Here is a 20,639-nt window from a genome sequence, read left to right as displayed (position 1 = left end):
CCACATCTATTCAGCCGTACTGGAATTAGAGGACAGCCTTCACGTCCGTCATGTCGTACAGACGAGTCTGGCCCTTCAACAGCCGGTCGTAGGCGACCAGCGCGTACATCGATTGATCGGCGGCCATCGGATCCTCTACGCCCGGCGCGGCCCCGCCGTTGCCGGCTTCGCCGGTTTTCACGTGATAGAAACCGCCGTCAGCCGCGGCGAAGCCGAGCAGCGCATCGATCGCCGAATGGCCGTTCTTCACGAATCGGGCGTCCGCGTGCGGATCGATGCCGAGGCCGGTCAGCGCCACGACGACCTGCGCGGCGCTCTCGGCATTGTTCGCGCCATTGCTCGCGAACCCGCCGTCCGCTTGTTGATTGGCGGACAGCCAGGCCAGCGCTTCGTCGATCGCCGACCGGACTTCCTTGCTCGAGCCGGCATAAGGCGCAAGCGCCTGGATCGCCATCGCCGTCACGTCGGGATCCGACGCCGAGCCCTCGCCCAGCGCCCATCCGCCCCCGCCGGCATGCCGCTTCAAAATATAATCGACCAGCAGCTCTCTTGTCGTCTGCGTCTTCGCGCCGGACGCGGCCGGGATAGCGTACTGCTTGCTATCGAGCGCGATCAGCGCGAAAATCGGACCGTTAATGCCCTGCTTCGTCAATGCGTCGAAATCCGCCAGCTTCTCCAGCAGGCTGTAGCCCGCCGCATTCGTAACGCTCTTGCCCATCGCGGACAACGCCAGAATGACGCGGTCGTACTCCGTATATTTCACGCTATGGAGGACGCCGGATTTCGCTTCCAGCGTCTGCTTCAGATTGGCTTCGTATGCGTCATAATAGGAAGCTGGAATCGCCAGCCCGGACCGCGCCAAGCCGAGCACCGTCCATTCGCCGCCAAGCGTCGATACGGCCGGGCTCGGAACCGTCTTCTGCAAGTACGACGCCGTCAACGCGATCTGCCGCTCGGCCGCGGCCTGTTTGCCCTTATCCGAGCTCGAGCCTGAACCGGAACCGGATGGATCCGCGCCATTATGAAGGTATGCTTGGGAACGCACGGCTACGACAGCAGCCATCTCGCGCGTTACTTTGCCGGCCGGATTGAAGCCGCTCCCTTCGCCGTTCATGATTTGCGCCGCGAGAATCGCTTGGACGGCCGATTGCGCCCAAGGCGAGACCTTTTTCAAATCGGCGGGCGCCGCCGTTCCCGCAGCCGGGTCGAGGGCGAGCGCCCGGACGACCATCGCCGCCATTTGCTCGCGGGTAATCGTATCGTTCGGGTTGAACCGGTCCCCGTCCCCGGTAACGAAGCCGGCTTTGTATGCGGCCTGCACATACGGGCGATACCACGCGCTGCCAGGTACGTCCTTGAACGACGTCGACGAACCGGAATCGGCCGGGATGCCGAGCGCGGAGACGAGCAGCTTAACGAATTCGGCCCGCGTCACTGCAGCCTGCGGGTTCAGCTTGCCGCCGCTTCCCTGCAGGAAGCCCTGCATCGTCGCTTCCTTGACCGACTCCAGCGCCCAAGCCGAGATCCGGTCCGCATCCGCATACCGCTTGCTCAGATCGACGCTTGCTTGTTCCTGCTTCTTCGTCGTATACGTTACGAACGACGTGAAATGATTCGTCTTGATAACAAGATCGCTGCCATCGACGTAGGCATACGTAATTTTCTCGCTGCCCTTCGTCGCCTGCTTGCCTTCCTCGTCGGAGGCGAACAGCGGAATCGGCGTGAAGACGCCGCCTTCGATATAGCCCGCCAGCTGGCCTTTGCCGCCTTTGACCGTGATGGTGAGCGGGGCGTCGAACAAGAACGATTGATCCGCCGCGCCCATCGTGAACGCCTGGCGGATCGCATCGACGCTAACATCTCCCGTCAGGCTGCCGTCCACGAGCGCCAGCAGCTTGGCATCGGCGGTGTCCATGGCGGCGAACAGCTCGATGGCGCTTCCGCCGGAGACGAGCTTCGTTCCTTTGCCGATCGTGAAAATCAGATTGCCTTTATTGGCGGTCAGCTGCGGCAGCCCGTCCTTGGCTTCCGCCACATTCAGGACGACCTTCGGCGCCGCATCCGGAATGTTCAGCGTGATCGATCCTTGCTGATCCTTGCCCGCCTTCAGCACGTAATCCTGCTGCTGGTCTTTCGGCACGTCGATCACCGTATCGGCAGACGATCCGCCGCCGGCGCCGCCGGTGCCTCCCGTCGGAGCGCCTCCCGAATTGCCGCCATCGCTCGGAGCGCCCAGATCCTTGCCCAGATCGAGCGTATACCGCCATGCCACGACATCGTTCGGCTTCAACGTGTAGCTGTCCGCGCTGTAGTTCGGGAAGACGCCGTTGACCGAATACATCCAGCCGCTGCCCGAGCCGCGGTCGAACTCGCTTAGCCCGTCGATGCCCTGCACGTAACGCGTCGGACCGGAACCGATCGCGCGGACTTTGCCCGGCAATTCGCGCGCCAGAATCGTATACGCGGTGTCGCCCGGCTGCAGCGCCGTCTGCTTGGCTGGGAGGATGGTGCCCTTCTGGCTGTCGCCGGTAACGGAGAGCGTCGCATAGTCGACAGGCGTTCCGCCGTTGCCGTTGCCGTTACCATTGCCGTTGCCTTCGGCGATGACGATCGGCTGCGCGAAGCGAACGATATGCGGCTATGTCCGGTCTCGTAGCCGGTCACTTCCAACGTATAGCTGCCTTTATTCGCGATACCGGCGCCGAATGAGGCGACGCCGTCTTCGTTCGTCTGCTGCACGGCGCCGTCGATGCTTACCTTCACGCCCGCAGCCGCCGAAGTGACGACCTCGCTGCTCGTTCCGTTCCAGACCGAAGCCGTCTGCTTGACCGTAACCGTGAACGGTTCGCCGGCTTTCGGCGACGACGGCGCGACTGCGACCGACTCCGCCAATTGGGTATGCTCGCCGCCGTAATAGACGAGCAAGCGGTCGTTCGGCTGCAGCTCGTAGGCGTCTATGCTTACGGCAGGGAAGCTCCAATGCCCGTCGCGATAGACATCATACAACCAGCCGTCCAGCTCGCCGTACGAGCCCGCGGTAATATTGCCGATCGCGGAGACGTATTTGCCGTACGCCGTATCCGAGGCGCTGATCGGCACCTGCTTCTCCTGGAGCACACGCTGAAGCGCTTCGAAGGCATTGCCGCCGGCCGCGCTTCCTTCGGCGATCGTTCCGTCCGGACCTTCCACTTGCACGGGTACCGTAGGCGGCAATGCGCCCATCTGGTACAGGCGCCCCGTGCCGTGCACGTACATTTCGTACGCGGTCAGCGCCTGCTGCGCCTGTTCGGTCGCCATGAAATCGGTCGCCGCTTGCGGATCCGCGACATGCACGAAACCGCCGTCCGGCTGGAAGAACGCGAACAGCTTATCGATTAGCGTAATGCCGTTCTTCATGAAGGCCTCGCCCGTCGGGTCGATGCCGTTGGACGAAAGCGCGATAATCGCTTGCGCAACCCCTTCGCTGGAGTCGGCGCCGCTCGAGAGATAGCCGCCGTTCGCCTGCTGGTTCGCCGACAGCCACTGTACGGCGCGCTCGCCGGCCGTCTTCACGTCCGCGCGGTCCATATATGGCGCGAGCGCGGTCAGCGTCATGGCGGTCAGGTCGGGATCGCTGGCGCCGTCCGTAAGGGCGAAGCCGCCGTCCGCGTTCTGCTTGGCCAAGATGGCGGCCAGCAGCTTCTCGCGGTCCCACTTCGCGTCGCTCGGCGTCGCGTATTCCCGGCTGTCAAGGGCGATCAGGCCAAAATCCAGCCCGTTGATTCCCTGCGCTTCCATAACGTCGCTGTTATAGATGCGCTCGATAACGTTGAAGCCGTTGAATTCGGTCGCATCCTGGCGCAGCGCGGACAGGGCGATCGCGATCCGCTCGTAATCCGTCACGTAGGCGTATTCGGGATACGCCTTGACGAATTCCAAGGACGGCAGCGTGGCCAGGTAGCTGTCCGGCACCTTCAAGCCTGCCCGCGATACCGCGACGGCCTGCCATTCGGTATCGAACCAGCTGGCGCCGAGTATCCACTTCGCCGGCCAGCCATACGGCTGGCGCGCGCCAAAATCGTACAGGCGGTTGCCGCCGCTCTTATACGACACATATGCGTCGAGCGCTTGCAGCGCCTGCTCCGTCGCCATGCCGCTCGAGCCCGTGTCCGGCGTATGGGAGAAGGTGCCGTCCGCCTTGCGGAACGCGAGCAGCTTCTGCACGAGATTGACGCCGTTCTTCGTAAACCGGCCCTCCGTCGGGTCGATGCCGTGCGACGCGAGCGCGATGATGGCCTGCGAGACGCTCTCGCTCGCATCCGCCCCCCAAGACAGATAGCCGCCGTTATCCTGCTGGTGACCGGACAGCCAGTCGACCGCTTCGCCGACGACGGTCTGAACCGCGGCATCGGCAGCGTACGGTGCCAAAGCGGTCAACGTCATCGCCGTGATGTCGGGATCGCTGACGCTGCCGAAGAGCGTAAACCCGCCGTCGTCCTTCTGCTTCGCAAGTATGGCGGCGACGAGTTTATCCCGCGTCCACAGGGCGTCGCTCGGTACCGAGTAGCGGCCGCTGTCCAGCGCGATCAAAGCGTACAGCGGGCCGTTCAGCCCTTGATTCTCCATGATGTCGCTGTTATAGATGCGTTCGATCAGATCGTAGCCGGCGAATTGGGTCGCATCTTGATTCGCCGCCGTCAAGCCGATCACGGTGCGCTCGTAATCCGTGACCGATGCGAAACTGCCCTTGGCCGCCACGAGCGTTTGATAGAGCTTGGATACATATCGGCTCGGAATCGGCTTACCCGCCCCGGTCAGGCCAACGGCCTGCCAGTCGCCGATAGAGCTCAAGCCCGTAATCGATTGGGCCGCCCCTTCCATGGCTGCCTGCGCCTCGGTCAGCAGCGGGTCGCCCGCCGGCGGCGCGTCGGCATAAGCCCGATAAGCCGAGCCGAAGCCGGATAACAGCACGGCGAAGACCAGAAGCAGCTTGAAGAGCAGCTTCGGCGAGGCGTACCGTTCGATGGTATGGTTATTCATTCATTTTTCGCTCCTCGTTACAATAATGGATATGGATGAATGCACAAAGGCCGCCCTGTCACAGGGCGGCCTAAAAGAAGGACATGCGCATAGCGCTGTCCGGCAATCGTTCATCCAAGCGGACACGGACGTATCCACGCTTGCTTTTCTGATTCTCACCCCCCGAAGAATAGAAAATATCACGCTAGGCAGGTCTCCTGGCTCATGGATCATCGCGACTCTATGCCTTCCCGGCGAACTAGCGCCAGTGGCAACGATATAGAGTCGCTCCTCAATTACAGTGGCGGGACCGCGTCGGATTAGTACCGAACTTCCCTTTTAAGCAAGCTTGATCGCAAGCCTGCACCTTAACGGATCGTTGTATGAAATTGTCCTGTTCATCATACAGACATTTAAAGCGGCTGTCTACGGAAAATGATAATCGAATTCCCCATGCCGTCGAATATCTCAATACAATGGCGTAAATGCCGGATTACGCGTAAAAATAGCGCGGGAAGCCGCCCGAATGCCCGGCATTCCGGAATCCCGCTGACGCTCGAAGCACACGGACCGCAGGCGATAACCGGCTGTAATCCGCATCAAAAAAAAGCCGGAAACCGCCCTGGTTCGGGCAAGTTCTCGGCTTTTCGGCTTTTCGGCTTTTCGGCTTTTCGGCTTTTCGGCTTTTCCGCTCTTCGGCTCTTCGGATTTCCAGCGCTTGTGTTCCTCTCTCCCGCGCGCTGCTTGCGGCCCATTCGACAGCCGCGGGAATCCTTAACGCGGCATGGCCACGGTTTCCTTGCGCGTCTCGTTCGGCAGCGCGAGCGCGATCGTTCCTTTCGTGCTCACGACGCCGCCGGAATCGTTCCGGTAAGCGGTCGTTTCCAGTTTCCCGTCCTTGCCGGCCCGGCCGCTGCTCGTCCAGCTCGCCGAACCCGCAAAGCCAACGTCGTAATAGAGGAACGCCTTGTCGATCTTCGGCGCCGGCCCCGTGCGATCCGCAAGCTTGTCCTGAAGCAGATGTCCCACGGCATCGCCATCGTTCGGGTTGAGGCGCCCCTGCCATACGGCTACGAGGAAATCGTTCCGGTATTCATAATACGTCGCGATCTGACTGTCCTTGATGACGAAGAAGCGCAGCGCTTCTCCTTCCGGGAACAGATACTCGTCGTCGTTCATCTCCCACCGGTAGGTCTTCTGCAGAGGCGGATGCTCGTACTGTACGTTCGATTGCCGCGCGGCTTCGATCGCGAGTTTCCTGGCCGCCGCCAAATCGCCACCGTAGAGCGTCGTCCGCGCTTTCTCGCTCAGCGGCGACCGAATCGCCACCGTATGTCCGTCCCACGCGACGTTATAGCCGAATTGCTCCGAGACGAATCGCAGCGGGATATAAATCCGATTATGAACCGCCTTCAGCGGCACATCCAGCTTCACCGTTTCCTTGGACGAGCCTTCGCCGAACTGCCGTTCGATGACCGCGACCTGCTGTCCGATCTTCAACGACATCTGCTCCGTCCACTTGGTCACGCTCGCCGTTTGCGTCGCTTGATTCCAGCTCACCTCGGCGCCCATCGCCTCCGACACGGCGCGCAGCGGGACAAGCACCCGGCCCTGCGCGTAGATCGGCGCGCTATCCGCCGCCACCGGCTTGCCCATCATCGTAATGCCGATGCTGCCGGCGGCGGACGCGGTCGAACTTGCGGCAGCCGTACCGGCCGCCATCGCGCCAAGCGCAAGGAGCGCGCAGAACGTTCTCGCCGTCGTACTCTTCGTCAGCTTGATCATCTTCCTCACCCATCCTCGTCTAATTTATTGTCGAATCGCTTTCCCCTTCTTCAGCCGATCATGCGCATCCATTACCTAGACGAAGCATCGCTGAATTTGTTGCATCCGGTGCGGCGATTTTAGAAATTTGCACAAAGATTCGCTTTTCCCCATGTCAATTGTCTGAGAGAATGTCACCCTAACTGTTCTGTGAAAATGTCACCCCCGTTGAGTTTAAAGCCACCGTCAGGTGGCTTGGTTTCGGCCTTGCATTGTGGTATTCTGAATCTGTTTTTGGTGTACCTGATACGTCCTTTTCCAAGGATGGTCAGCGGCGGGTTTGCGTGGCTGCGCAATACCCGCTTTTTTATTGGGCTTCTTCTCCGCCTGTCGGACCGCTTTCGTGGTCTCCTTCAGCATTAAGGCCTCTCCGTTGTGCCAGATCAGCAAGGCCCCGCTAAGTGTCTCTCGGACCTCGACAACGGATTTGGCATCCCAGTGTCCCGGTACCGCCTTGGCGAAGGTGTAAATCCTCCCGCCGTACGAAAGCGTTCGGCCCGTACCCAGCTTACGATGTTCACGTGTCGTGAATACATGCTCTAAGCGTACGTCCTTGCCAAGCTTGCGGTAAGCGGAGTCGGCAGATACGGGGGCTACGGCAAACTGCTTGTTGTGCTTGGCGATAAGCTTGGGGAGTGCCTTATTGGCCTCCTCGATGGTCGATACACCGAGCAATCGCAGCTCAATGACGAGGCGGTCCTGCAGCGTCACCCAGAGGCGCTCAATGCGGCCCTTGGCTTGCGGCGTGACGGCCTTGATGTGTTCGATGCCCAATTCATGCATAGCCTTGCCAAAGTGCGAGAGGGGCTTGGTCATGCCAGCAAGCTGCTGCTCCAAGGTTAGTTTCTCGTTCGGCGAACGGAAGATGGTGTGGCGATCGCTGTAGAGTCCGAGTGGGATGCCTTGTTTCTTGATTCCCTGCATCATCACAAGCGAATACCCTTCGCGGCATTCAGTGGGCATGAATACGGCGCCTGTCACGATGCCGGTAGCGTCGTCGATGGCGGCGTGAAGGGCAAAGACAGGGGCACGATCCTCGAGCCAAGCATACGGAGTTGCGTCGATCTGCCAAAGCATACCGACTTGGGAGCGACGTTTACGGGGCTGGTGCACCTTCGAACGTCTACGCTGTTTCGCCGATTTCAAACCCTTGGTGAGGAGAATGCGACGTGTGCTGACGCCGCTTAGTTCAATCCCCTCATGCTCAGCAAGCAGTTCGGCAAAATGACAGCTGTTGCTGCCTTGATACTTTTGTGTGTAAAGTTCCGCGACTCGATCCTTGATTTCCTCGGACAAGGCATGAACGGGCTTACGTCCGCGATTGCCGTGAGCGATCCCCCCAACGTTTCCGACTTGATAACGTTTTTTCAGACGTTGAACCTGTCTAACCGAAAGCCCCAGCAGGGCAGCTCCTTCCTCATTCGTCATGTGTCCATCCAACACTTTCTCCACAACCAAAACCTTCTTCAGCTCTGTGTTCGTCAATGTCATGGTCTCCTGTCTCATAGTGACATTATCTCAGAACAGTTACAGGGTGACATTATCACAGACGAACAACAAGATTCGCTTTTCCCCATTGACAATATTTGAGGGCGGATGATAAAGTGGCGAATAGACTTTGATGAACGGAAAGGAGGGTTACGAACATGTTGAACCGCACGCTGACGAACGCATTCGGCCCATTCGGCCATGCTGGCACTCGCAATGAACGTAACCCTCGCTATAACGGACGTTAAGCAGGCGGAGAACGCGGATTCTCGCTTGACGACGCGGTTGGGCGCATGGTTGCGGTAACGTAATCGTGCGCCCTCTTTTTGTATCCGGGCTACGCGGCAGCGCTGCAGCTGTCCGCGCGGATGCAACCGGAATGGGGCGTATCGCTTACGGCGGTAGGCCTCTTTTTGTTCTTCCGATTTCTTCAAAAGCTGGAAAGGTTGTTGATCGACGTGTTTGACGTACTTAAGAAATTAAGCTGGTTTTTCAAATTACGATGGAAAACGTACACGGTCGCCATCGTACTGCTGACGATTGTCGGCATTCTGGAAGTGATTCCGCCCAAGCTGATCGGCTATGCCGTCGACGCCATCGGGCAAGGCACGATGACCCCTGGCAAGCTGACGCAGCTGATCCTCTTCTGGGGAGGCCTGACGGTCGTCATCTATCTCGTGACCTGCGTATGGTGGGCGATGCTCTTCGGCTCCTCCTTCGTGCTGGAGCGCACGCTCCGCTCGAATCTCATGCGCCATCTGCTGCGGATGACGCCGACATTCTACGAACGCAACCGCACGGGCGACCTGATGGCCCGGGCGACGAACGATATCGGCGCGGTATCGCAGACGGCGGGCTTCGGCATTCTGACGCTGATCGATTCCACCTTGTTCATGACGACGATCCTCGTCGTGATGGCGGGCTTCATCAGCTGGAAGCTGACGCTGGCGGCGATGCTGCCCCTGCCGGTTCTCGCGCTCGTCATGCAGCATTTCGGCAAGAAAATCCACGAACGGTTCACGGTGCAGCAGGACGCCTTCGGCAAGCTGAACGATCAGGTGCTGGAATCCGTCGCGGGCGTCCGCGTCATCCGCGCGTTCGTGCAGGAAGACGCGGACCGCAAGCGGTTCAGCGGCATGACCGACGAGGTGTACCGCCGCAACATCGAGGTAACCAAGATCGACGCGCTCTTCGAGCCGGCGCTCAAAATCCTCGTCGGCATCAGCTACCTGATCGGCCTGTGCTACGGCGGCCTGCTCGTCTTCCGCGGCGAAATCTCGCTCGGCGAGATGGTGTCGTTCAATATGTTCCTCGGCATGCTGATCTGGCCGATGTTCGCCATCGGCGAGCTGATCAATATCATGCAGCGCGGCAACGCCTCCCTGGACCGCATCAACGAAACGCTCGGCGTCAAGCCGAACGTGAAGGACGCGGAATCGCCGGTGCCGGTCGCCGTGCCGGAATCGATCGCCTCCGAGAGGCTCGCGTTCCGCTACCCGTCTTCGTCGATCGATAACCTCGTCGATATCTCCTTCGAGCTGAAGCGCGGCCAGACGCTGGGCATCGTCGGCAGAACGGGCAGCGGCAAGACGACGCTGCTGCGCCAATTGCTCCGCGAATATCCGATGGGCGAAGGCAGCTTGTCGGTCGGCGGCGTCCCGATTGCGGACATCGGGCTCGATCAGGTGCGCGGCTGGGTCGGATACGTGCCGCAGCAGCCGATCCTGTTCAGCAAGACGATCCGCGAGAATATCGCATACGGCGTTCCGGACGATACGATGGATGAAGCGCTGCTGAACAAAGCGCTGGAGCTGGCCGCCTTCAGCAAGGACGTTCACTTCCTGCCGGACGGCCTGGAAACGCTCGTCGGCGAGAAAGGCGTGGCGCTCTCGGGCGGGCAGAAGCAGCGGGTCAGCATCGCCAGAGCGGTCATCGCGAACCCGGAAATCCTCATGCTCGATGACGCGCTGTCGGCGGTGGACGCCAAGACGGAGACGGAAATTCTCGAAGGCATTCGCCGCGAACGGGCAGGCAAAACGACGCTCATCACGACGCACCGGCTGTCCGCCGTGCAGCACGCCGATTGGATCATCGTGCTGGACGAAGGACGGGTCGCCGAAGAGGGCACGCATGAGCAGCTGCTCCTGAACAACGGCTGGTACAAGGAACAATACGACCGTCAGCAGCTGGCTTCCATCGTGGAGGCTTAAGCGCAAGACGAACGACTAGACACGAGACAGAACTAGGAAACGAAGGTGACACCCGCAATGGGCAACAACGGAAAACGATTGTTTCAATATGCCTGGCAGTTCAAGAAGCCGATCCTGCTCGCGCTGCTGCTGCTGGCGCTGGCGATCTCGGCCGAACTGGTCGGACCATTCCTCGCCAAGCGAATGATCGACACGAATATCATGGGCATCGAGAAGCCCTGGTACGAGAGCAAGACGGACGGACGCTACGACGTCGAATACGACGGACGGTTCTACAAGCGGGCCGACCATTGGAAGGACGGCGAAACGAAGGGCCGCGAGGTTCGCGTGCTGCAAACCGGGCTGACGTATTATTTCGTCGATGCGGCCGGCGTGCCCGATCAAGGGGCGCGCAGCTTCGCGGATCATACGCTGACCCTTACGGCGAAGGACGGCAGCGAGCGGCAATTCCCGGCCGCGCTGCTGAGCCGCGACGAGACCTACCGCTTCTATAAGCCGGAGCTGAGGAGCATGTTCACCCTTGCGGCGGGCTATGTCGGCATGCTGCTGATCGGCGCCGCGCTCGCTTACGGGCAGAAGTATCTGCTGCAATCGTCGGCGAACCGGATCGTGCGCAAGATGCGCAACGACGTGTTCCGGCATATTCAAGAGCTGCCGGTTCAATATTTCGATAATCTCCCGGCCGGCAAAATCGTCTCCCGCGTCACGAACGACACGGAGGCGATCCGCGAGCTGTACGTCTCGGTATTGGCTAATTTCTTCTCCGGCATCATCTACATGACGGCGATTATCGGCGCGCTGTTCCTGCTCAATGCGCAGCTCGCGCTGATCGCGCTGCCGCTTCTGCCGATTCTGTACATCTGGATCGTCGTCTATCGCAAGTACGCCTCCCAGTACAATCATGTCATCCGCTCGCGCCTGAGCGACATTAACGGCATGATCAACGAATCGATTCAAGGCATGCCGATCATCCAGGTTTTCCGCAGGCAGAAGCAGACGATGACGGAGTTCGGCGTCATGAACGACGAATATTTCAGATTCCAGTTCAAGATGCTCCGGCTCAATTCGGTGACCAGCCACAATTTGCTGAGCGTCTTCCGGAACGTGATCTTCCTCGCCGTCATCTGGCTGTTCGCGGGCGACTGGTTCGGCACGGCGGTATCGGTCGGCGTCCTGTACGCCTTCATCGATTATATGAACCGGATGTTCTCGCCGATCATCGGCATGGTGAACCAGCTGTCCAACCTGGAAGTGGCGCGGGTGTCGGCGGAGCGCATGTTCGCGCTGCTTGACGAGCCGGGCGTGCCCGTATCGGATCAGCGGTCGGCGCGCTACAAGGGCGACGTGTCGTTCGCGGACGTCACATTCGGCTACAAGGAAGGCGAGGACGTGCTGAAGAACATCAGCTTCCGCGCGAAGCAGGGCGAGACGGTCGCGCTCGTCGGCCATACCGGCTCCGGCAAGAGCTCGATCCTGAACCTGCTCTTCCGCTTCTACGACATCGACCGCGGCGCGATCTCGATCGACGGCATCGACGTGCGCGACATGTCGAAGCAGCAGCTGCGCCAGCATATGGGCATCGTGCTGCAGGAGCCGTTCCTGTTCACCGGGACGATCGCCTCGAACGTCAGCCTGGACGATCCGGCGATCTCGCGCGAGAAAGTCGAGCAGGCGCTCCGCGACGTCGGCGCGTACGACATGTTCATGCAGCTCCCCCGAGGGCTCGACGAGCCGGTCATCGAGAAAGGCAGCACGCTCTCCGCGGGCCAGCGGCAGCTGATCTCCTTCGCGCGTGCGCTCGCCTTCGATCCGGCGATTCTGATCCTGGACGAAGCGACAGCCAGCATCGACACGGAGACCGAGGCGATCATTCAGCAGGCGCTCGACGTGCTCAAGCGGGGCCGTACGACGTTCGTCATCGCGCACCGGCTGTCGACGATCCGCGCCGCGGATCAAATTCTCGTGCTCGACCGCGGCCGCATCGTCGAACGCGGCGACCACGACGAGTTGATGAAGCATGGCGGCAAATATTTCGCCATGTACCAGCTTCAGCAAGGCGGCGCCGTAAGTATCGGCGCGTAATTGCCGCATCTCCACGCCTCCAATAACGCCAACAAGCCTGCGCGAGAGCAGGCTTGTTGGCGTTGTTACTCCAGAATGCCGTTAGTGATAATCGTAACGGCAACCTTCGGCTTGATGTCCAGCTTCGGATACCGCTCGCGCCAGTTCATCGCATGGTACAGCTTCGGATGATACGCCGCGAGCGTATGCCCAAGCTGATAATAATCGCAATTGGCCCGCTGCAGGGTCTGCATCACGTTGACGGCCTGCTGCGTCAATTGCGCCCCGATATCCTGCTCTTTCTTCGCGACGAGAAGATCCGTCGGTATCTTCATCGTCCCTTCTTCTTCGACCATTTGCACATCCAGTATTAATCCGATCGCGATTTCCCGAATGCCCGATAGCAGCAAGAAGATGAGCGGCAGCGCGACGATGAAGAGAACGGACAGTTGATCCTGCATCGCTGCCAGCTTCAAGATGTCCTTGCGCTGCGTCATGAAGAAGCAGCCCGCGAAGCAAAGCGTCGCAATCGCCCAGACCCATGCCTGCTGCCTGCCGAGGCCTTGGCCGCGAAGGTGGATGAATGCCTTGGCCGCCACGAAGAAATACACATAGATCGTGTCGGCGATGATGCACATGTAGAAGATCAGGAACAGAATGTCCAGGCTCTGCAGAACTTGAAGTATATAATTCTTCAGAATGAATACGATCGGCTCCGGGATGACCTTAAGCTGCTGCAGGCTGAACATCGTTGAGCACACGAGACAGACCGCCACGTAATACACCATGGTGCATGCGTTCGCTATGGACATGGCGAGCAACAGCCTCTTCTTGCTCCCCGTCTTCACGTACGGGTGCGACGATTACCATCGTATTGGACACCAAATTCGACTGCACGACCACCGTGCCGACGACGATGCCGCCGACGACGCCGATCGTCTGGCCGACGGGACTCGCCAGCCGAATCGTCGCTTCCCTGACGATTTCAAGCAGCAGCATCATCGCCAGCGCCTCGATCACCGGCGGGAACGTCACGTATTTCAACGAGCTTTGCAGCGTATTCACGAAATTAATCGGCAGCAGCTGCGGATTGTAGCCGCTGACCGCGACGTACAATCCGGGCAGGCCGATGGCGATCAGGAAGCAGCAGAGCCGGACAGTCCGCATGACCGTGCCGAAGATCCAATTGTTCTGGTATTCGTCCGGGCTCTGGAACAAGGACCAGAACGATACCGGCATGATGATCGCGTCCGGCGATCCCGCGGCCGCGACGACGGCTTTCCCTTCCATTAGATAAGCCCGCGCCGGGTCCGGCCGTTCCGTGACGAGCAGCTGCGGAAACAGGCTGTATTTCTGATCCCGGACCAATTCATCGATGAAGCCGGGCATCTCGACGTAATCGATATCGATGTCGCGGAGCCTGCGCTCCAACTCGGCGACATAGGCCGAATCCGCAATCGACTTGATGTACATGACGGCCATCTTCGTCTGCGAGAGTCGCCCGATCATGAACGTCTTGACCACGAAATCGGTCGAGTTGATCAGCTTGCGCATCAGGTTCAGATTCGTGTCCAGATTCTCGATGAAGGCTTGATTCGCTCCGCGCAGCACCCGCTCGTTGATCGGAATGTTGATGGAACGCTCCTTCTTCAAATCCGCCCCGAGCAGATAGAGCTTGTCCTCGCCGGCGCGATGCAGCGCGAGCTTCCCGTCCATGATCGCATGAACGGCATCCTCCAGCCGATCGGTTTCCGCGAAGTCCAGAATCGACACGACCTCGTGGACCGGATCATGCGGACGAAGCAGCAGCGGCCTCAAAATATCTGTCTGGACGGCGTCCGGATCGATCAGCGTATTGAGATAGTACAGCCGATATTCGATGCCTTCGATCCGCAGCCGTTTCACTTGAAAATCGCTTTATTCCGAGAATTGCCGGCAGACAAGCCGCTCCGTCTCTTCGATCGATGCGTTAACGTTCATGGCAGGCTTCCTCCTTCATCGCCGATTCCCTTACTTTAACCGGCGCTTGGTAAAAGCATGAGGAGCTGGAAGGTTAAGGTCGGCAGAATCGACGGGAACGAAAGCGCCGGTTTAGACTTTTTTTAGACTTCGGTTATCGTTTGTTTACGGATGGCAATTACAATGAAGGAGGAAAGGAGCTGCAGCCCATTGTCGATTCGAACGAAATTGCTCTTCTCGCATATTGCCATGATCGTCATTCCCGTTCTGCTGCTCGGGGTTACGGCCGTCTTGGCCGCCGGCGCTTTCATGCAGGAGATGTCCCCAGGGGCGAAGCAGGACAAGCCGGTCCCGTTCGCCGCCATGCGGGAGCTGTTCGGCGGCCGCAGCGCGCTTGTCTCCGGCCTGACGTTCGTCGCCAAGCATGATCCCCGCCTGTTCGGCGATTCCGCCTTCCTCGCGGAGACGGAAGCCGACCTCGCCCGGGTCGATTCGGGCATCGCGCTGCTCGCCGGCGATTCCGCGGTCACGTATATCTCGCCCGGCCTATCCGCGGCCGACATCGTCAGCCGGGTTCATCAAGAGACGGGCAGGCAGCAAGCGGCGCGCTTCCCGCGCTCCGGGCCGGGCGGCGGCGCCAGCCTGGAACGCATCCCGTTCATCGGGGCGGACGGCACGGACCGCACGCTCGTCATCGTGTCCGATATGGAGCCGGTCGCCCGCTTCTTCCGCAAATTCATTCCGACCGTGCTGCTGACGCTGCTCGGCGCGCTCATCCTGACGAACGGCGCCCTCACCTATCTCGTCTCGCGCAGCATCGTCAAGCCGCTCTACGCGCTGAAGTCGGCGGCAGGCCAAATCCGCGAAGGCGATCTGGACCGGCCGGTTCATATGCGGCGGCAGGACGAGATCGGGCAGCTCGGCACCGCCTTCGAAGAGATGCGCGTGCGGCTGAAGGATTCGATCGGCGCCCGGCTCGAGCTGGAGCAGAATCGCAAGGAGCTGCTCGCGAGCATATCCCACGATCTGAAGACGCCGATCACCGCCATCCAAGGCTGCGTGGAATGTCTTCGGGACGGCATTGCCGACTCCGAAGAGAAACGGCGGAAGTACGTCGATATGATCGCCGGCAAGACGTCCGACATGAACCGGATGATCGAGGAGCTGCTGCTCTACTCGACGCTCGACATCGGCAAGCTGCCGTTCCGCTTCGAGACGCTCGACGCCGCCGCGTACGTGAAGCAGGTCGTCGAGGAGCTTGACCTGCATCCGCGCATGGGCCGCGTTCGGCTCGAATGGCATAACGGCGCCGGGCGGCCGCTGTTCATCCAGGCGGACCGGGAGAAGCTCCACCGGGCCTTGCTCAACGTCGTGGACAACAGCTTGAAGCATATGGACCGGCAGCCCGCCATACTTCGGTTCGACCTCTTCGAGGAAGACGGGGGCTTAGCAGCGATCCGCATCGCCGATAACGGATCGGGCATACCGGCAGCGGCGATGCCCCATGTATTCGATCAATTCTACCGGGCGGAATCCGCGCGCCGGACGGATGCGGGCAGCAGCGGGCTCGGGCTCGCCATCGTGAAGCAAATCGTCGAGGAACACGGCGGAACCGTCGAGGCGATCAGCGAGGCAGACGCCGGAACGGCCATAGTCATGCGGTTCCCCGTCGTTCGCGGAGAGCCGTCCGAGGAAGGAGAACGAGAATGAAGCGAATATTGATTGTCGAGGATGACCCGGTCATTGCCGAGGTGCAGAAGGATTACCTGGAGGCAAGCGGACTGGCGTCCGAGGTTGCGAATCGCGGCGAGCTCGGCTTGCAGCTGGCGCTGCAGCGGCAATACGACCTGATCCTGCTCGATCTGATGCTGCCCGGCATGGACGGCTACGAGCTGTGCCGCCGCATCCGGGAAGCCAGCAACGTGCCGATCCTGATCGTCTCCGCCAAGAAGGAGGAAGTCGATAAGATCCGCGGCTTCGGGCTCGGGGCCGACGACTATATTCTGAAGCCGTTCGGACTCGGCGAGCTGGTCGCCCGGGTGAAGGCGCATCTGGCCAGGTACGACCGCCTCGTCGGCAGCGGCGAATGGCGGCGCGACGAGCTGCGGCTGCACAACATCCGCATCGACCGGCAGGCGCGCAGAGTGTTCGTGAACGAGCGCGAGACGGCGTTCACGGCCAAGGAATACGAGCTGCTGCTCTTCCTCGTCCAGCATCCGAACCGCGTCTTCCGCAAGGAGGAGCTGTTCGAGCGGATTTGGGGACTGGACGCGCTCGGCGACCATGCGACCGTGACCGTGCATATTAGCAAGCTGCGGGAGAAGCTCGAGCGCGATCCGTCCAAGCCGCAATATATCGAGACGATCTGGGGCATCGGCTACCGGTTCAACCTGTAGATTATCGGGAGGCGTTATCACCGTGAACACTACCAACCTGTCGCTGCGGCAGCGAAGAATACTGCTGCTGCTTCATCTTTTTTTCGCGTCGATCATGCTGGGCGGGCAGGCGACCTTCATCCTGCTCGCGCTGACCGCTTCCGTGACGGACAGCGATTCCGTCCTGCGGGCCTGCTATACGATCATGCATCTGTTGGCGGCGTCGAGCGTCCGCGCGTCGACGATCGGCACGACCGTGACCGGCATTCTGTTATCCGTGCTCACCTCATGGGGGCTGTTCCGTTATTACTGGCTGATCGCCAAGGAGATCCTCACGCTGCTCGCGATCGGCATCGGCTTCGTCGGCATCTACGAATGGACGCTTCGCGGCGTCGAACAGACGGATAAGGCGGGCCTGCAAGCCTGGGAAGCCGCGGGCTTCAGCGTCAACCACACATGGTTGTGGATCGGCATTCTGCTGCAGGCGTTGTCGCTGCTCGCGATGTTCGCGCTGTCCGTCTGGAAGCCGGGCGGGAGACGCGGCCGGCGGACCGCGGTCTAATTCGATTCGCTATTCGGAAGGGGGAACAAGCTTATGAGAAGGTATTCGGTTATTATCTATTACGTGCTGGCCTGGGCTTTCCTGGCGTCGCTGTTCGCGCAAGTGTTCCTGGCGGGGCTGGCGGTGTTCGATAACGGAGATTGGTCGATGCACCGGTCGTTCATTCACGTGTTCGAATATTTCCCGGTCCTCATGGTCGTGTTCGGTTTACTGGGACGGCTCGGCTGGCTTACGGTTACGCTGTCAGCCGTGCTGTACCTGCTCATCGTCTTCCAGTACATTTCCGTTGACCTGAGCGCAAGGGCGCTCGCGGCGGTACATCCCGTCACGGCGCTTCTGCTGCTGTGGGCGACGACGGTGCTGCTGCGCCGCTCGAATCCTTGGCGAACGGGCAGCGCGCGGTAGCGCGGCTCCGGATCAGCGAGCCGATCCAGCTGCCGGTTCGCCGGCATGAATGGGACTGCCCGCACCAATGCGACCCAGCCGTCTTGATGACGGCTGGGTCACGGGTACGTCTGTCGAAGCTAGGAAACGGACAGGAGATCCGTTATTCCCCTCATAATCACGTATTTTCGTGTGTTGACGGACAGGAGATTCGCTATACCGGCCGATGAACCTGTATTCGATGCCATTCAGGGACAGTAACGAATCCTCTGTCCGATCGTCCCACCAAACTCTATCCGCTGGGCCCGGAAGAGGGCGATCCTTTCGCGGCGTCGATCGTGTTCTAGGGCTTCCGGACCGCAATGGCAGCGCTGCGATCTTCACTGCGTTCATCGCGATCGCGCCATCTATTAGGATGCCAGCTTGATTGAGATAGGCTTCCTCGCGATCGGATCCCGCCATGAAGCCGATAGTACGCCGATGTTAATAGGAAGGCTTCTTCCTCGCGCGCATGGATACCAGAATCTGCTGGACGATGATCACGAGCAGACCGGCATTGATGGACAAGTCCGCGATATTCATAATCCCTTGGCCGGATCCGAATTGCAGGAAGTCCGTTACTTTCCCGAACAATAACCGTTCCACGCCATTCCCGGCCGCTCCCGCCACGAGGAACGCTAAACCGACATCCAGCCAACGGCGGTTCGAAGGCTGTTTCTTCCGATAGTAGAGGACCAGTACAATGAAAACGACTGCGAGCACGCCAAACCATCTTCCGTAGCCTTGAAATGAACTGCGGGCCGCACCGGAATTCTGATAATACGTAAACCGCAAAATCCCTTCCCGAAACAAATTCGTATCTCCAACCTGCATATTCAAACGCACGATCAGTTTCGTGATTTGATCCACCGCCGTCATCAGTATCGCGATCCAATAGAAAATTGCAATCACCTGCTTTCGGTATTCTTTATACTCATGTCGTTAGCGCATTCATACCAACGCCCGCTCCCGAGCTATCTTCACCGCCTCGGCGCGGTGCCGCACGCCAAGCTTCGCATACAGGGCGGACACGTAATTCTTCACCGTCCCTTCCGTCAGATGAAGGTCCGCGGAAATTTCCTTGTTCGTTGCTCCGGCGCACAGCTTGCCGAGAATGGACAGCTCCCGCGAGCTCAAGGCATCCGGCCCGCCGGCGATCGACGGGCTGGACAACCGCATCCGGAATTGGAGCTCCGGAGCGTATTTCCGCCAATCCGGAGTCCACCTCTCCGGATCCCAGTCTCCGCGAACGACCCCGCGGACGGCCTCGATGAGCAGCTCGGGCGGCACCTCCTTGAGCAGGCATGCCGCGGCTCCGGCATCGATCGCTTCCATCAGCCACTCGTCATGCCGGAACGTCGTCAAGACGATAAACCGCGCTTCCGGCGTTTGCGACCGGATACGCCGCATGGCGGACGCGCCGTCCAGGCCGGGCATCCGCAGATCCATGAGGACGACATCGGCAGGTTCAGACGCCATGCGCGATACCGCTTCGGCTCCCGTCGCCGCCGTCCAGCTCACCTCGATGTCTATCTCCAAGCCAAGCACGATCGCCAAGCTCTCGCGAATTAACGTCTGGTCCTCCGCGATTCCGATCCGAATCATTCGGGCATCTCCTCCGATTCCGCGCGATAAGGGAGCCGGACCCTAACGGTCGTTCCCCGCCCTGGCTGGCCGGCGATATCGAAGCTTCCGCCGTAGGCTTGCGCCAGTTCTTTCATTGATGCGATGCCCGTCCCCGCAGGCCTGGCCGTTGACGCATCCAAGGAATACCCCGCTCCGTTATCCTGCACGAGGATGAGCAAGTCCTCCCGCCCCGCCTCGAGCCGAATCCGAATCGCTTCCGCGAGACCGTGCCGGATCGCGTTCGTCAACGACTCGATGACGATTCGGACCACGGTCTCGGCTGCTTCTTCCGGCTCCCGCCAACGGTACCACGGGAGCTCCGGCGGCAAGTCCAGCGCGATCTCGATCCCGCCGATTTCGACATATCGCCGAACGGACCGTTCCATGAACCGCATCCAGTCTCCCGGCGACTGCTGTCCGCCGCTCCACAGCCCTACCGCGGCTCTCATTTCCTGCAAGCCTTCCATCGACGCTTCCCGCGCTTTGCGGATGAACTCCGTTCTTCGCTCTCCCTCCACGCGCAGGGCGACATCCAATGCACGCGCAATCGCCGACCAATATTGCCCTGTCCGGTCGTGAAGCTGCTTCGCGATCCGAATGCGTTCCTCGCCCTGCGCGCGCCGTTCTCTTTCAATCGCCGATATGGCCGCCATGCGGCGGGCCTGCTCCCTTTGCTTGAGCAGCACGCCCAGGACGAAAGCGTATCCGCCGGCCGCGGGCAGCACAATCAGCTGAAGCGTCAGATCCGTCTCCAAGTCCCAATAACACAGGCCGACGCCGGCCATGGCGATCAGCATCGCGAAGGCGCTATCCCGCCAGCGAAGATGAATGCAGGAGCGGGCAAGCGGAGACAGCAGCGCGAACAGAACGACGCCATCCCGAATGACGATCGCCCACGCCAGCACGAGCGCCGTTTCGACGGCGATGCCCAGACGCATCACCTTCATTCGGGCATCGGGCCTTTTCCAGTGGTCCCCTACGCACCACAGCGCAATGCCGATGCTGACGGCCCATTCCAGCCAGCCCCAACCTACCGATTGCCCGATCGCGCTAATCTCGATACATCCATATCCAACAAGCCTCATGACAATAAACAGCGTGCGCAACGACATG

At 60.3% G+C, this 20,639-nt stretch carries 15 protein-coding genes and 1 riboswitch; of the genes, 6 read left to right on the top strand and 9 right to left on the bottom strand.

All coding sequences use genetic code 11. The features are described 5' to 3' along the window. Nucleotides 1-25 precede the first annotated feature (25 nt). The 4 genes from GXP70_RS07525 to GXP70_RS07510 form a co-directional block, all read right to left on the bottom strand. Nucleotides 26-2,440, bottom strand: coding sequence for an S-layer homology domain-containing protein (locus GXP70_RS07525; RefSeq protein ID WP_162355879.1), 2,415 nt, complete (start codon nucleotides 2,438-2,440; stop codon nucleotides 26-28). After that, nucleotides 2,374-5,019: a prenyltransferase/squalene oxidase repeat-containing protein gene (locus tag GXP70_RS07520; RefSeq protein WP_162355878.1), complete on the bottom strand. Its 2,646-nt coding sequence runs from the start codon at nucleotides 5,017-5,019 to the stop codon at nucleotides 2,374-2,376. The genes GXP70_RS07525 and GXP70_RS07520 overlap by 67 nt, the downstream gene beginning before the upstream one ends. Before the next feature lie 170 nt (nucleotides 5,020-5,189). Next, nucleotides 5,190-5,384: riboswitch (cobalamin riboswitch) on the bottom strand. A 388-nt stretch (nucleotides 5,385-5,772) separates the two neighbouring features. Further along, a complete protein-coding gene (locus GXP70_RS07515; protein WP_162355877.1) occupies nucleotides 5,773-6,783 on the bottom strand; it encodes a copper amine oxidase N-terminal domain-containing protein in 1,011 nt (336 codons plus the stop codon). 225 nt (nucleotides 6,784-7,008) lie between these two features. Then, nucleotides 7,009-8,307: an ISNCY family transposase gene (locus GXP70_RS07510; protein ID WP_162355876.1), complete on the bottom strand. Its 1,299-nt coding sequence runs from the start codon at nucleotides 8,305-8,307 to the stop codon at nucleotides 7,009-7,011. Nucleotides 8,308-8,768: 461 nt separating this feature from the next. Here GXP70_RS07510 and GXP70_RS07505 point away from each other — a divergent pair, with 461 nt between their 5' ends. Further along, on the top strand, nucleotides 8,769-10,520 hold the full coding sequence (locus GXP70_RS07505) for an ABC transporter ATP-binding protein (protein WP_162355875.1): 1,752 nt from the start codon (nucleotides 8,769-8,771) through the stop codon (nucleotides 10,518-10,520). A 57-nt stretch (nucleotides 10,521-10,577) separates the two neighbouring features. Further along, complete coding sequence (locus GXP70_RS07500) at nucleotides 10,578-12,602, top strand: ABC transporter ATP-binding protein (protein ID WP_162355874.1); 2,025 nt, start codon at nucleotides 10,578-10,580, stop codon at nucleotides 12,600-12,602. Nucleotides 12,603-12,667: 65 nt separating this feature from the next. Here GXP70_RS07500 and GXP70_RS29755 read toward each other — a convergent pair whose 3' ends face one another. Together GXP70_RS29755 and GXP70_RS07490 are read right to left on the bottom strand one after the other, a co-directional pair. Continuing rightward, nucleotides 12,668-13,342, bottom strand: a complete 675-nt coding sequence (locus GXP70_RS29755) for a Ger(x)C family spore germination C-terminal domain-containing protein (protein ID WP_225442710.1) — start codon at nucleotides 13,340-13,342, stop codon at nucleotides 12,668-12,670. Next, entirely contained in the window at nucleotides 13,308-14,486 is a 1,179-nt protein-coding gene (locus GXP70_RS07490; RefSeq protein WP_225442709.1) for a spore germination protein, read from the bottom strand. Before GXP70_RS07490 ends, GXP70_RS29755 begins: the two co-directional genes overlap by 35 nt. 264 nt (nucleotides 14,487-14,750) lie before the next feature. Between GXP70_RS07490 and GXP70_RS07485 the strand changes: the two genes are divergently transcribed. From GXP70_RS07485 to GXP70_RS07470, 4 genes are read left to right on the top strand one after another with little or no spacing between them, the layout of a single operon-like run. Continuing rightward, nucleotides 14,751-16,250, top strand: a complete 1,500-nt coding sequence (locus GXP70_RS07485; RefSeq protein ID WP_225442708.1) for a sensor histidine kinase — start codon at nucleotides 14,751-14,753, stop codon at nucleotides 16,248-16,250. Next, a complete protein-coding gene (locus GXP70_RS07480) occupies nucleotides 16,247-16,936 on the top strand; it encodes a response regulator transcription factor (RefSeq protein ID WP_162355873.1) in 690 nt (229 codons plus the stop codon). Before GXP70_RS07485 ends, GXP70_RS07480 begins: the two co-directional genes overlap by 4 nt. 22 nt (nucleotides 16,937-16,958) lie before the next feature. Then, the gene (locus GXP70_RS07475; protein WP_225442707.1) at nucleotides 16,959-17,477 is read left to right on the top strand and encodes a hypothetical protein; all 519 of its coding nucleotides are present in this window, start codon (nucleotides 16,959-16,961) and stop codon (nucleotides 17,475-17,477) included. Between the two features lie 33 nt (nucleotides 17,478-17,510). Then, nucleotides 17,511-17,882, top strand: coding sequence for a DUF6220 domain-containing protein (locus GXP70_RS07470; RefSeq protein ID WP_192043426.1), 372 nt, complete (start codon nucleotides 17,511-17,513; stop codon nucleotides 17,880-17,882). A gap of 462 nt (nucleotides 17,883-18,344) precedes the next feature. On the opposite strand, the gene lspA is transcribed toward GXP70_RS07470, so the two are convergent. The 3 genes from lspA to GXP70_RS07455 are packed head-to-tail and all read right to left on the bottom strand — an operon-like array spanning nucleotide 18,345 to nucleotide 20,632. Next, on the bottom strand, nucleotides 18,345-18,812 hold the full coding sequence (gene lspA / locus GXP70_RS07465; RefSeq protein WP_225442706.1) for a signal peptidase II: 468 nt from the start codon (nucleotides 18,810-18,812) through the stop codon (nucleotides 18,345-18,347). Nucleotides 18,813-18,851: 39 nt separating this feature from the next. Further along, entirely contained in the window at nucleotides 18,852-19,505 is a 654-nt protein-coding gene (locus tag GXP70_RS07460; protein ID WP_162355872.1) for a response regulator transcription factor, read from the bottom strand. Then, the gene (locus GXP70_RS07455) at nucleotides 19,502-20,632 is read right to left on the bottom strand and encodes a sensor histidine kinase (RefSeq protein WP_162355871.1); all 1,131 of its coding nucleotides are present in this window, start codon (nucleotides 20,630-20,632) and stop codon (nucleotides 19,502-19,504) included. Before GXP70_RS07455 ends, GXP70_RS07460 begins: the two co-directional genes overlap by 4 nt. Nucleotides 20,633-20,639 lie beyond the last annotated feature (7 nt).

Source organism: Paenibacillus lycopersici (genome assembly GCF_010119935.1).
Lineage (GTDB): Bacteria > Bacillota > Bacilli > Paenibacillales > Paenibacillaceae > Paenibacillus_Z > Paenibacillus_Z lycopersici.
This window is presented reverse-complemented; position numbering and strand designations above follow the sequence as displayed.

Excerpts from the sequence above, each read along its gene's own strand:
- GXP70_RS07500 (WP_162355874.1), top strand. The coding sequence starts at position 10,578 with ATGGGCAACAACGGAAAACGATTGTTTCAATATGCCTGGCAGTTCAAG.
- GXP70_RS07480 (WP_162355873.1), top strand. The coding sequence starts at position 16,247 with ATGAAGCGAATATTGATTGTCGAGGATGACCCGGTCATTGCCGAGGTG.
- GXP70_RS07460 (WP_162355872.1), bottom strand. The coding sequence starts at position 19,505 with ATGATTCGGATCGGAATCGCGGAGGACCAGACGTTAATTCGCGAGAGC.
- GXP70_RS07515 (WP_162355877.1), bottom strand. The coding sequence starts at position 6,783 with ATGATCAAGCTGACGAAGAGTACGACGGCGAGAACGTTCTGCGCGCTC.
- GXP70_RS07520 (WP_162355878.1), bottom strand. The coding sequence starts at position 5,019 with ATGAATAACCATACCATCGAACGGTACGCCTCGCCGAAGCTGCTCTTC.
- GXP70_RS07470 (WP_192043426.1), top strand. The coding sequence starts at position 17,511 with ATGAGAAGGTATTCGGTTATTATCTATTACGTGCTGGCCTGGGCTTTC.